The sequence below is a fragment of the Sutcliffiella horikoshii genome (assembly GCF_021991925.1).
GTDB classification, from domain to species: Bacteria; Bacillota; Bacilli; order Bacillales; family Bacillaceae_I; genus Sutcliffiella_A; species Sutcliffiella_A horikoshii_F.
Map to the genome: position 1 here is coordinate 394,514 of NZ_RXZI01000001.1, position 12,832 is coordinate 407,345.

General features: G+C 40.3%; 14 protein-coding genes. 11 read left to right on the plus strand and 3 right to left on the minus strand.

What is annotated here, in order from left to right:
* Nucleotides 1-28 precede the first annotated feature (28 nt).
* A complete protein-coding gene (locus tag EKQ44_RS01870; protein WP_237661822.1) occupies nucleotides 29-994 on the plus strand; it encodes a DUF6612 family protein in 966 nt (321 codons plus the stop codon).
* Between the two features lie 98 nt (nucleotides 995-1,092).
* On the opposite strand, the gene EKQ44_RS01875 is transcribed toward EKQ44_RS01870, so the two are convergent.
* Complete coding sequence (locus EKQ44_RS01875) at nucleotides 1,093-1,644, minus strand: C40 family peptidase (RefSeq protein WP_237661823.1); 552 nt, start codon at nucleotides 1,642-1,644, stop codon at nucleotides 1,093-1,095.
* Nucleotides 1,645-1,755: 111 nt separating this feature from the next.
* Here EKQ44_RS01875 and EKQ44_RS01880 point away from each other — a divergent pair, with 111 nt between their 5' ends.
* From EKQ44_RS01880 to EKQ44_RS01895, 4 genes are all read left to right on the plus strand, one after another.
* Complete coding sequence (locus tag EKQ44_RS01880; RefSeq protein WP_237661824.1) at nucleotides 1,756-2,676, plus strand: phosphatidate cytidylyltransferase; 921 nt, start codon at nucleotides 1,756-1,758, stop codon at nucleotides 2,674-2,676.
* 98 nt (nucleotides 2,677-2,774) lie between these two features.
* Nucleotides 2,775-3,713 carry a nucleoside hydrolase gene (locus EKQ44_RS01885; protein WP_237661825.1) on the plus strand — a complete coding sequence of 313 codons (939 nt, stop codon included), beginning with the start codon at nucleotides 2,775-2,777 and terminating at the stop codon, nucleotides 3,711-3,713.
* A 42-nt stretch (nucleotides 3,714-3,755) separates the two neighbouring features.
* Nucleotides 3,756-4,319 carry a sugar O-acetyltransferase gene (locus EKQ44_RS01890; protein ID WP_237661826.1) on the plus strand — a complete coding sequence of 188 codons (564 nt, stop codon included), beginning with the start codon at nucleotides 3,756-3,758 and terminating at the stop codon, nucleotides 4,317-4,319.
* A 130-nt stretch (nucleotides 4,320-4,449) separates the two neighbouring features.
* Nucleotides 4,450-4,842, plus strand: coding sequence for a hypothetical protein (locus tag EKQ44_RS01895; RefSeq protein WP_148986730.1), 393 nt, complete (start codon nucleotides 4,450-4,452; stop codon nucleotides 4,840-4,842).
* 16 nt (nucleotides 4,843-4,858) lie between these two features.
* On the opposite strand, the gene EKQ44_RS01900 is transcribed toward EKQ44_RS01895, so the two are convergent.
* Complete coding sequence (locus tag EKQ44_RS01900; RefSeq protein ID WP_237661827.1) at nucleotides 4,859-6,001, minus strand: glycosyltransferase family 2 protein; 1,143 nt, start codon at nucleotides 5,999-6,001, stop codon at nucleotides 4,859-4,861.
* Nucleotides 6,002-6,079: 78 nt separating this feature from the next.
* On the minus strand, nucleotides 6,080-7,285 hold the full coding sequence (locus EKQ44_RS01905) for a GTP-binding protein (RefSeq protein WP_237661828.1): 1,206 nt from the start codon (nucleotides 7,283-7,285) through the stop codon (nucleotides 6,080-6,082).
* 736 nt (nucleotides 7,286-8,021) lie between these two features.
* Between EKQ44_RS01905 and spoIIP the strand changes: the two genes are divergently transcribed.
* From spoIIP to EKQ44_RS01935, 6 genes are all read left to right on the plus strand, one after another.
* Complete coding sequence (spoIIP, locus tag EKQ44_RS01910) at nucleotides 8,022-9,113, plus strand: stage II sporulation protein P (RefSeq protein ID WP_237661829.1); 1,092 nt, start codon at nucleotides 8,022-8,024, stop codon at nucleotides 9,111-9,113.
* Between the two features lie 7 nt (nucleotides 9,114-9,120).
* The gene (locus tag EKQ44_RS01915) at nucleotides 9,121-9,282 is read left to right on the plus strand and encodes a hypothetical protein (protein ID WP_237661830.1); all 162 of its coding nucleotides are present in this window, start codon (nucleotides 9,121-9,123) and stop codon (nucleotides 9,280-9,282) included.
* A 282-nt stretch (nucleotides 9,283-9,564) separates the two neighbouring features.
* The gene (locus tag EKQ44_RS01920; RefSeq protein WP_237661831.1) at nucleotides 9,565-10,401 is read left to right on the plus strand and encodes a nucleotidyltransferase domain-containing protein; all 837 of its coding nucleotides are present in this window, start codon (nucleotides 9,565-9,567) and stop codon (nucleotides 10,399-10,401) included.
* Between the two features lie 138 nt (nucleotides 10,402-10,539).
* Nucleotides 10,540-11,184, plus strand: coding sequence for an SDR family oxidoreductase (locus tag EKQ44_RS01925; RefSeq protein ID WP_237661832.1), 645 nt, complete (start codon nucleotides 10,540-10,542; stop codon nucleotides 11,182-11,184).
* A 337-nt stretch (nucleotides 11,185-11,521) separates the two neighbouring features.
* Nucleotides 11,522-12,100 (plus strand): YdcF family protein, encoded by a 579-nt coding sequence (locus EKQ44_RS01930; protein WP_237661833.1) that lies wholly within the window; start codon nucleotides 11,522-11,524, stop codon nucleotides 12,098-12,100.
* Nucleotides 12,101-12,361: 261 nt separating this feature from the next.
* A complete protein-coding gene (locus EKQ44_RS01935) occupies nucleotides 12,362-12,829 on the plus strand; it encodes a threonine/serine exporter family protein (RefSeq protein WP_237661834.1) in 468 nt (155 codons plus the stop codon).
* Nucleotides 12,830-12,832: the final 3 nt, after the last annotated feature.

The following is a 12,832-nucleotide window of genomic DNA, read 5'->3' on the forward strand; positions in this document are numbered from 1 at the left end:
AACACAACAATGAACAGGAGAGGATTATGTGAAGTCTTTGAAAATGATGCTTGTGGGGATTCTGGCTGTAATGTTACTTACAGCTTGTGGGAACACCTCCAATGGGGTCAATGGAAATGTAGAAGGAAATGCGGAGGCGGAAGAAACAACTAATGAGCAAACAACCAATTCCACCACTGATGTAGAGGAAGTGGATGCGACAGAAGAAACTGAAGAAGTGGAAACATTGACTGCAGAAGATGTCCTACAGAAATCGACAGAAGCAATGGCTGAACTTTCTAGCTATTCCATGGAAATGGTCTCTGATCAAGAAATCTCCATGGCTGGAGAAGATACAATCAAAATGGTTACCACGACAACAACTGATATGTCATTGAATCCAATGGCAATGTATCAAGTTACTTCTATAGAAGATGCGGATGGAATGATGGAGAGCATGGATAATGAATCGTATTTTTCCGAAGCTGGATTCTTCGTATATGATTCAATGGCAGGGCAATGGTTTAAGATGCCAGAAGAATTTACTGCAGAGTTAAATGCGATGTCTGAAATGCAAACAAATCCAGCAGAACAGCTGGAAATGCTGAAAGCCTATTCTGATGATATGACGATGACCGAAGAGGATGGGCACTATGTGTTGAACTTTGAAGGCTCTGGTGAACAATTCAATGAAATGGCGGGTATGATTGGTGGAATGATGGGTGACGACATGGGAGGCATGATGGAAGAAATGCTTTCTATGATGACGGTCAACCAACTAAGTTATATTGTCCATGTTGATAAAGAAACCTTTTATCAAACCAAAGTATTGGTAAATATGGATATGGAGATGGATATTGAAGGAGAAAAAGTGTCTAGCATCCAGTCTGTTGACTCCACCTTAAGTAATTTCGATGAAGTTGGAGAGATTACAGTGCCACAAGATGTCATCGACAATGCACAGGAAATTACGATGGAAGATCTTGAGCAGATGGAGCAGCAAGGAAACTATTAAAAAGTCTCGTTTCTGGTTTATAGCTACGTAAAAGTAACAAGATTTCCCGAAAAGTACCATTAATAATGAGAGGGAGGAGCCACTAGGTTCCTCCTTTATTATGTAATACGTAGCTTTACAGGTTCATAATCATACAGTTTCCCTTCATATATCCAATCCAGTCGATCGCTTTGTCTAAAATCATCAGGTGTGACAAGGGAGGGAAGTTTATCCCATAACCTAATACCTGATCGATGAAGTACATCTGATACAAACTGGGAACAGAAATAACTTGAATCAATTTCTACAGGTTCATTAATGGAAACTCCTATTACCCCAAGAAGATTATAAAACCATTTCTTTTCCTTCTTCTGAAAAATGCCAATGATCCTTCTCATCTTCACCACCTCTCTAGGAGTCACTTTTAATTTATAAAGGACACAAGTAGTGCCGGGATACTTCCTGTAAGTACCGTTCTCCACATCTTCCCTGACAAACCCACCGTTTAACGGGTTACTTGGTCTTTTTCTTCCAAAGCTATATAGCTCGATTAGGTCCCTGTCAAAAGAAAGGGATACATGATTATAGGGCGCTTTCGTATATTTTTTGATTGATTTGGTAAATAGGGTGCCTGTATCTGTCAGTAATATGTAAACATATGTATCTTCCATTAGTAACAACACCTTCTTAAAAATAATTTCTACTATCATATATATTATATAATTTCTCTTGACCAAAATTAACCATTAATTTCATAATAATAGGTAGATAGGGGGATAAATATGTTTGAGATAGAGGCAGTCATTACTTTGCTGGTGATCGCATCAGGATTAAGTGTTTTCAGTATCATTTTCTACATAGTAAAAAGAAATACAACTTCAAAGGATTTTTCCGATTTATCTGTACGGGTGAAAACTTGGTGGGGGATGCTTGCTGTCTTTAGCATTGCGACATTATTCCATCCGCTCGTATCATTGTTTGCTCTTATGTTTCTATGTTTCTTTTCCTTAAAGGAGTATTTTTCGATATTACGTACCAGAAAGGTCGATAGACAATTATTTTTATGGGCGTATCTTTCCATCCCTATCCAGTTTTATTGGATTTACATTGGCTGGTATGGAATGTTCATCGTCTTCATACCCGTCTATGTCTTTCTATTCCTTCCGCTGCCGAGAATTCTGGGCAAGGGAACAGTGGGATTCTTACGCTCTGTAAGCTCCACGCAATGGGGATTGATGCTGATGGTGTTCGGTCTTAGTCATCTAGCATTCTATCAGACAGCAACACCGGAGTATGGTGCAAATTTGGTACTGTACTTGGTCGTTCTTACTCAATTGCATGATGTCGTTCAATATTTGGTTTCACTCTATATTGGTAAACGTAAAGTCATCCCGTCTTCCAATCCGAATATCACGTGGGAGGGTTTCCTGATTTCAACCTTTGTGACAACTGGTGTTTCCTATAATCTATACCCTTATTTAACTCCGTTGAATGAGCTGTTTGGATTATTATCAGGTCTTCTTATCAGTGTTGCCTGTTTTGGGGGAAGCCTTGCAGTATCCGTCTTGAAACGCGATCTTCTAGTAGGAGATGATGAAAAGGCATCGGTACTTAAAAAGAGCTATTTAACGAGAGTGGATAGCCTTGCTTACTCTGCCCCAATTTTCTTTCACGTGATTCGTTATTATTTCGATTTTATGTAGCTTACCCATATCAATAAAGTGAGAAAAGAAATACATCTTTAGAATCACATATTTTTACATTAACCCTAATAATTTACATTAATAGGTTATTAGGAGGAATGATGATGAAGCTGCTAATATTTTGTGACCCAGGAATTGATGATGCAATGGCATTGATTTATGCTCTTTTACATCCTGAAATAGATGTGCTGGGACTTGTTTGCAGCTATGGGAACGTCGATAAGTTTACTGCTGCCCATAATGCAGCACATATCTTACACTTAGCTGGCAGGATGGATATCCCTATTTTCAATGGTGCGGAAATGCCGGTTACTGGTGAGCTCGCCACTTATTATCCCGAGATTCATGGAGATGGGGGAATTGGTCCAATTAAAGTCACCAAGGGAGATTATCAATTCCGGATTCGAAATCTGGGGGAGGTATTTGACCTAATTGAAACTAATGATGATCTAGTCATTGCTGACCTTGGTAGGTCGACCACCTTGGCTACATGTTTTCTATTAAACAGGGAAGCAATGGGTCTGGTTAAAGAACTGCATATCATGGGTGGTGCATTCATGGTCCCCGGAAATGTTACCCCTGTTGCGGAAGCGAACTTCTATGGAGATCCCACTTCCGCAAACCTTCTGTTAGCACATGGCAAAAAAGTTATCCTTACTCCACTAAATGTTACACAGAAGGCAATCATTACAAATGACTATGCAAAAGCTCTTCAGTACTATACGGAAAATAAATTTAAGGATATGTACCTTCCCATCATTAAGTATTATGCGGATGCCTATACGAAATTGGTACCAGGAATGGATGGTGCCCCTTTTCATGATTTGTTAACAATCTATTCTGCTGTACATCCTAAAAGAATGCAGTACTTGGCTAAAAAAGTACATGTCGTTGTAGAAGGGAAGACACGGGGCAAATCGTTTGCTGACTTTCGTCATATGGACTCGGATCAAGAGAGTAAGCACCACATCGCCTTGGGATTTGATTATGATCACTTTTTACAAGAAGTTTTTCAAGTGTTAACACGACCTATATAATGGAGAAAGAAAGATATATAAGGGTAAGAAGGAGGAAGGTAAGTGGCCACAGAAAAAGAAAAAATGCTTGCTGGAGAATTGTACAAACCTTGGGATCCGGAGTTAATGGAAGAAAGAGTAAATGCAAGAAGATTAAGCCGGTTAATCAATGAAACTACGGAAACGGAAGGGGATAGAAGGGTAGAACTGTTGAAAGAGCTCTTTGGCTCAACCGGGGAAAACGTCTTTCTCGAACCGAATTTCCGTTGTGACTATGGTTACAATATCCATGTTGGAGAAAATTTCTTCGCCAACTTCGATTGTTGCATACTTGATGTGTGCAAAGTGGAGTTTGGTGATAACTGTATGCTTGCTCCGGGTGTACATATCTACACGGCAACCCACCCAGTTGATCCAGTGGAAAGAAACAAGGGCCCTGAATACGGCATTCCGGTAAAAATTGGTCATAACGTCTGGATTGGAGGGAGCGCCGTCATTAATCCAGGAGTCACAATTGGTGACAATGTGGTAGTTGCATCTGGTGCGGTTGTTACGAAAGATGTTCCCGCGAATGTAGTGGTGGGAGGAAATCCAGCACGAATTTTAAAAGAAATAGAAGTAAAATAAAGAATCTATCATTTTTACTAGTAATCGTTGCATATAATGTAACGATTCTTCTTTTGTTCTGGCAAGGAATAAGGCTTCTAATTTAGTTGCGGAACTATACATACTAGTGTATTTGGTGGGAGGGACGGTTTTGGAAAAAGAAGAGCACTCTTTATTTGATCAACCAATTATAGCCTTTGGCTTGCCGATACTTATTATGCTGTTTGGTGTATTTTTGCTAGTGGAAGCACATAATTCAGGGAAACTGAAATACATCCCGGTTGTCTTCATTCTGCTTGGGTTATCCGAGATTATCCGTGCTGTAATGAGACGCCATTATCGTCCGACTAAGAGGAAGCGTGCTGAGATTAATCAAAAAAGTGGACATGTTGCTTATATTCTCATGGCAACAAGTGTGGTTTGTTCGGTATTGCTTTTGATTATGGAGCGAATTTCTGTGGAGATGGTTTTATATGTACAGTTGTCCATGGCGATTGTGGTATATCCGCTTTTGAAGTTGATCTTACTTGTACGGCATTATTAAAGTGACGGGGTTCCCGTCACTTTTTTAGTTGTTTAATGGAGTAGAAGGTCCCTCTCCAGACAATGCCCCCTCTATAGAGGGTAAGGATAGTTGCTCGGGCAATGCTATAAATGAAAAGTAATACGGTAACAGGAAAAACGGTCAAATATATATTTGAACCCTTCGCCATCTTGTTTGCTGTTTCATTGTAGGCTAGGAATAACATCAAGATACTCAAAGCAAAGGTTACTTGGGTGATCCCTGTTGTTGCAAACAATCCAATAAATGGGAAGAGTTGTGATAGAAATAAACCACTAATGGCAAACAACACCATGAAGTAGCTATAAAAGAGCCCTGCAAACGTGTTTTTTTCCAATCCTATAAGTGCAGAACGTAAGTCAGGATACCATTCCACCTGCAAATGATCCAGCGCAAGTGCCAAGTGTTGCTTCTTCCCGGCCTGTTTGATCATGCTGCCAAGCATCAAGTCATCATCAGGTCTCATTTTAATGTTTTTATGAGTCCCTATTCCCTCATACGCAGTTCTAGATAGAAGGTTGAAGGCGCCAATTCCAATCGCGGACTTACTACTTGGATCATTGGCTTTCCAAGGTCTTTTAAAAAAGCCAAAACCGAAAAGGAAGAATGAAATAAAAGCATTTGTCCAGAAACTGCTTCCTTTAAGGTTAGGAGCGAGTGTCAAATGGTCTAGACCTTTTTGCTGAAAGTATGTCATCGCCTTTGAGATGGTATCTTTTTGAAATAAGATGTCGGCATCAGTAAAAAGGATGTACTCTCCCTTGCTTTGAAGGAATCCTTCATACAAAGCATGATTTTTCCCAAGCCATCCTTCTTTAAGGTATTTTATATGAATCACTTTCATTCTGGATTCCATATGAGCTAGATGGTTGAGAATGTCACCTGTCTGATCATTGGAGCGGTCATTAACCACAATCCATTCTATATTGGAATAGGTCTGTTGAAATTGTGATAAGAGGCTAGCTTTAATGTGTTTTTCCTCATCTTTGGCCGCAACAATGATGGAAAGAAAGGGACCGTTATTATTTGAACGAGCCTCTTCCTGTACATTTTCCAGTTTTGTTATTTTCGTCATCCCTTGCCTGGCATCCAGCCACACAGCAAACCAGAAGAGAAAGGTGAATACCGCTAAATAGAGCATGGTGGTCCCTCCAGTACGTGATTACTGTATTGTACCGAAGAAAGATGGAAAAAGCACCTGTAGAGGTGCTTTCAGAAGTCAACCTGTTTGCTTATTTAACGTCCATGGGAAAGGGTCCGGCAGAGCAGACCAATCTTGATCGAATTCTTCAGGTGTCAATAAACAGCTGTCCAACTCTCTTGTCAGTTCCCCTCGGTCCATATCCACTCCTATAAGCACAAGTTTTGTCATCCTATCCCCAAATTCAGGGTCCCACTCCTGTGTCAAACGCGGGTTTTCCTTGATCACTGCCTCTTGTTCCAATTTAGGGAGAGAGGCTACCCAATAAGAAACAGGTTGTAGTTGAACAGATGGACCTGCCTGGGAAAAAAGAAGCGCTACATTGTTCCGGGTGGCGCACCAGACAATCCCTTTGGCTCGGACGATCTCCTCAGGAAGGGCACTATACCATTCACTGAATCGCTCGGAATGGAAGGGGAGCCTGCGTTGATAAACAAAAGAGGTAATCCCATACTCTTCTGTTTCTGGTGTATGTTTTTGGTGACCAACTTGAAGCTCCTTCAACCAGCCAGCAGATGCACTTGCTTTTTCGAAATCAAACTTACCTGTGTTCAGTATAGAAGCAGGGTGGACATTAGAATGGGTCGTTCTAATGATAGTTGCCTCGGGTTGAAGTGTTTTTAGAACTTTTTCCAGCTTTAGTAGTTCTTCTTCTGAAACAAGATCGCATTTGTTTAAGATCAAGACATCACAAAATTCAATCTGGTCGATCAACAAATCAGCAATTTCTCGTGTATCTTCTTCACTCATTGCTTCCTTTCTGTCAAGAAGACTGTCTCCGGATTCAAAATCGTGCCAGAAACGATAAGCATCCACTACAGTAACCATTGTATCAAGTCTACAAAACTTGGTTAAATCAATGCCTAGCTCTTCATCTATATAGGAAAAAGTTTGGGCAACAGGTACTGGCTCACTTATTCCTGTTGATTCAATGAGAATATAATCAATATCTCCGGAAGTAGCCAGTTTTTCCACTTCTACAAGTAAATCTTCTCGAAGGGTACAGCAAATGCAACCGTTTGACATTTCCACAAGTTTCTCATCTGTTCGAGAAAGGCTTCCACCCTGCCTCACCAATCCAGCATCAATGTTCACTTCGCTCATGTCATTGACAATCACCGCTACTTTCAATCCATCTCTATTATGTAAAACATGATTTAATAGTGTCGTTTTCCCAGCTCCTAAATAACCGCTTAGTACAGTGACAGGTACCTTTTTTGTCATATAAAAATCTCCTCTAATTTTAAATAGTAATGATTACGATTTATATCGTAACTTAGAAAAGTAACTATGTAAAGAAAATTAAATAATACTCATGCTATTAATTAATATGGTAGAATATAGAAAAAGGGGTAAAAGGGCTGAGATCATCATGATATGGATATTTTTCATCAGTTTTACGGTACTTGTGGCAATATTCTTCTATTTTCTAAATCTATCTTTAAAAAAGCATCACGAAATTTATGGCAGCAAGTTCGTTCGTCCTTCTATGTGTGTGTCATGTGGCAGAGAATATTTTAATAGTTCTTCTAATTTCTGTGATGGTTGTAAAAACAGAGGATAAGCTAAGGGGGGTGATTCTAAAATTAGAATCATCTCAGTGTGTAGACAAAGTCCAAAAATGATAAAAATCTCTAGTTGATCGCAGTGGAAGGAGCGGAGACTCCTGCGGGAGGAAGGGACAGGGAAGACCCCGCAGGGCGTAGCCCGAGGAGGCTTCCGGACCGCCCGCGGAAAGCGAAGCTACTGCAACGAAGATCAACTCTTCCAACAGATAACCAAACTAATTTATAGTTTGTCAATAGCCTAGGATGTTTCTAAAATTAGAATCATCTTTTTTTATATGAACCTTCTACTTTCTACTAAAATGGCATATTCATAAGATAGAAAGGAGGAGAGGAAGATAGAATCTACCAACCGGACCGGATTTTTTCTATTCATTAATAACACTGTCCTTTTCATGATTATTCTATTTGTGGTCATCTCCACCATCACAACTGTTCTATCCACTAGACTTTCCTCTGAGTATATCGGGAACATACTAAGGAATGTGCAGTCAACAGAGTTGTATTTGACCATCATTCAAAGTCAGAACCACTATATGACCGGCAAGGATGTCGAAGTTCCTAATCTTCCAATCATGGAATTCACGTTTGAACTGGCAACCAATTTAAAGCCGTATGATATCAGAAGTTTTCTAGGAAACGAGATTCCCGGATTCTATGCCTATGACACACAGTTCTATGTAGCTGGAAAAGGAACCGACTATACCGATATCCCGTTTGAATCCGTCGCGCCGATGGAAGTACTCCTGAAAGAACGGGAAATTGCAGAGGAGATGCTTTTGGCGGATGAGAAAGAAAATGAGCAGGCACCTGCACCGGAAAAGTCGATGGATGAGACGATTGTGCATATCTATCAATCTCATAGTTGGGAATCTTATTTGCCACTATTGAAAAATGTCAACAACCCTAATGATGCAACTAGTAACAATCCAGATGTGAACGTAATAGCTGTAGGGAAAATGTTAAAAGAGGAGTTGGGTGATAAGGGGATAAAGGCAAATCACGATACAAGGAATGTTCCTCAAGATTTACAGGCAAGGGGATGGGATGCCAATCAATCTTATAAATATTCAAGAGAAACGGTTGAGGCAGCCATGGTTTTTAATAATGATGTAAAATATTTGATAGATATTCACAGGGACTCCGCTCGAAAAGATAAAACAACAGAGGAAATTGGAGGAAAGAAATATGCAAGACTCATGTTTGTAGTTGGAACGGCGCATAAAGGCTATGAACAAAATTTAGAGTTTGCAGAACGAATTCATAATGAGATAGAGGAAAAGTATCCTGGGCTCAGCAGGGGTGTCTTTCCAAAAGGGAAGTCAACAGGGAACGGCTTGTACAATCAAGATCTCTCCAACAGGGCCATCCTTTTGGAAGTAGGTGGAGTGGACAATAATTTGGAGGAAGCGCGAAACTCCATTAAGGCATTTGCAGATATCTACAGTGAAATTGTCTGGGAAGAAAGGGAAGCGGGAGAGTTTTGATGAGGGAGTGAGCAGGATTAAATATACGTTTTTTTGGTTGGTTTTAATGTTTGTTGCGATTGTCATTTCGTTTAACTATTTTCACTGGATTGCTACATTGGCTTCTTTTTTGGCAGGGGTTATTGTGATTTCTGTTTCGTTGTTTGAGGATTTTTATATGGCGAAGTGAAGGGAGCAGGATATTATTCTGCTCTTTTGATTGGTATGGAGATACATCCTTCAGATAGAAGGCTATTCTACAGGTTACGCTACATCTTCTACCTTTTAACGGAGGACTTCTACATTTCCCGAAGCAATTTCTACATTTCCCAGCTGTACTTCTACCACTTGGGTCCAATCTTCTACAGCTTGTCTTATTTTAAGATAAATAGCTAGGCTAGTCGTAAAGGGATTTTGTTATTTTTATAGAAGTATAGAATAAATAACTTATTGGGAGATGATTTGAAAATGTATGGGATTTTTAACTAAACATGAACAACGAGATACGCGGATACCTCTAGAGAGGGAGAAACTAAAGGAAACCATATATAAGGATCTTGTCCGTGATGCGAATATATTCGCTTTCTTCTATGGGGGATCACTCGCAAAGGGAAACGAAGATGTGTTTTCTGACTTAGACCTTCGTGTCATAGTAAAAGATGAAGCTTTCGAAGCTTATCGTTCGAATAAAAAAGAACGCGCCAAACTCTGGGGCGAAGTGTTATATTATGAGGATTTTCCATGGGCGTCCTATTCCATTGCGCATTATCGCTCTTTTATCAAAGTGGATACATTTTATTACCGCCAATCTGACTTGCAACCTTCTCCTTATATGAAGCATCTATTGATTGAACATGATCCTAAGGGGATCGTCTCTCAGTTAAGGGATGAGTCGCAGTCAATAAACTATCCATTTTCACAAGATGAATTTGAAGTGTGGCGAGGAAAATTCTTTGCTTTTCTACACGAGTTGTATCGCCGTGTCCAACGTGGGGAATTTAATTATGCTTTCCAGCTGATACATTCCATGAGCTATTCCATTGTAGTAGGTTGGTATGTAGAAATGGGAGAGGTCCCCAATTCATTTGGCGACTGGTCTAAGGTAGAAGGACCGAGAAGTCCGTTGAGTGAAGAGCGGTTGAACATGTTGGTAAAATGGGATGTAGGAAAGCGTGATGCAGAAAAGTTGTTTCAAATTGCAAGAAGTCAAGTAGAAGAGTTCATCCGGATCCATCGCGTTCTTGCCAAAAGGATAGGTGTACCTGTCAATGACGAGTGGATAAGCGAAATAATAGAGATGGTCCTATGAATAGAGGTTGAAAGGCAGCATGTGCTCAAGCATGTTGCTTTTCTTTTGTATTAGGGAATAGTATCCGTGAGCAATTCATTTGCTATCATTTTTTGCATTTGTCATAATGCATACAAAATATAAGGGAGAGTGTAATCAATGAAAGTAACAGTAGTAGGAGCTAACGGACAAATTGGCAAACAGCTTGTGCATTTCTTAAAAGAGGAAGATGGATACACCCCTATCGCAATGGTACGGAAAGAAGAGCAAGCAGATAGTTTTGCAGAAGATGGTATTGAATCGGTCTTGGCTGACTTGGAAGGATCTGTGGATGCTCTTGTTAAGGCCTTTAGTGGCAGTGATGCAGTGGTGTTTTCTGCCGGGTCTGGAGGAAGCACAGGATTAGATAAAACGTTATTAATAGATTTGGATGGTGCGGCCAAAACTGTGGAAGCTGCTGAGAAAGCAGGCATTTCCCGTTATGTGATGGTAAGTGCTTTCCAGGCTGACAATCGGGAAAATTGGAATGACGAGCTTCGTCCCTATTATGTAGCCAAGCATTATGCAGATAAGGTGTTAATGGCAAGTGGCTTGGATTACACAATCGTCCGCCCTGGTGGTTTGTTAAATGAATCAGGTACTGGCAAAGTGAAAATCGGCGATAAGGTTGAACCCGGATCCATCGCTAGAGAAGATGTAGCAAGAGTATTGCTTGAAGTACTAGGAGCGAAAAACACGTATGGTGCTGCATTTGATGTGGTGGATGGAGAAGATAGCATAGAACATGCTGTGAGTAAGATATAATGTTCCTTTAAAGGGCTGTCTCGAGTGAAGAGGCAGCCTTTTTTTTTGATTCTTGCGTATTATTTTCCGTTATCGGATATACGAGCCGTAAAGGGTAACTTATTTTCCGTTAGTGAAATATACGAGCCGTTAAGCGGAATTTATTTTCCATTAGCGAAATATATGAGCCGTTAAGCGAAATTTATTTGCCATTAGCTAAATATACGAGCCGTTCGACAATTTACACCATAAATAGACATTAACATTCCCCTCTCATTCCTAGTCAAAATTGAAACTAAATCGAACCCCATTTCGTTATAGTAAATAGACATACTATACCAAATAAGGAAGAACTAACATGATAACAAAAAAGAGACTGAAAACAATCACGAAAATTACGCTTGTTCCCCTGATAATATACCTTATCATTGTACACTCGTTAATCTATCAATCTGCCAAGCAGGAGCCTCCAGAGGAAGTGGATTATCTGATTGTGTTAGGTGCTAGAGTCAAAGGGGAAATGATGACGAAGGCCCTGTTATTCAGAGTGGAAGCGGCGTTGGAATACCTCCGGGAAAATCCGAATACGAAAGTCATTGCCTCCGGTGGTCAGGGACCGGGAGAGGATATTACCGAAGCAGAAGCAATGAGAAGATACTTTGTAGCAAATGGTATTGATGAGGACAGAATCCTATTGGAAGACCGTTCCACCACCACTTTTGAGAACCTTTCCTTTTCACGAGAGTTGATTGGAGAAGATGCATCGGTTGCCATTGTAAGCAATGATTTTCATGTATATCGAGCTTCTATAATAGGGAAGAGGTTGGATTTTGCTGAAGTGCACACCCTTGCTGGGAGGACTCCCACAATAGCGATTTTTAAGTTATGGTCACGGGAGTATTTTGCTGTGGCGAAAACTTGGTTGGTGGATAAGTAGTGGAGAATGAAACGCGGAAAGCAAACAACAGGAAAAAACGGTACTCATACAAGCTGTATGAGTCCCCAAGATCAAACATTAGAAGAAAACGGTACTCATAGTGAATCAAGCAACCCTTCATGCATTGAAATCATATCTCATTCCCATCAAATAAAAGACCATAATTGTCCCCTTGCTTGAACCTCCATAACTCAAAAGGAGGTTTTTTCTATCCAGACTTTCCTATATAATAAGCTGTACTAGAAATAATGAGGTGAAAATATGCTATACATTCTTTCACAACTGGGGTTCAGCTTCATAGCCGCAGCAGGATTTGGTGTGTTATTTAATGCACCAAGGAGAGCTTTGGTCCATTGTGGTACGGTAGGTATGATTGGCTGGATTTTTTACATAGTGTTAGCGGATGCAGGTGTTGATCCGGAAGTCGCTTCTTTTGTTGGGGCATTTATGGTGGCGCTTGTTGGTCATATTATGGCCAAACGTTTCAGAATGCCGATGATCATTTTCAGTGTAGCGGGGATTATCCCATTGGTTCCTGGAGGTCTAGCTTATAATACGATGAGGAATATTGCTGAAAATGATTACCTTGCAGCCATCCCGTTGGCAGCAAAAGCATTCATGATTTCCGGTGCGATAGCAATGGGACTGGTGTTTGCTGAAGTCATCATGCAGCTTGTCGTAAAGGTTATGAAAAGATTATCCATTAATGCGAAACGAGAGGTGAGCTAGGTG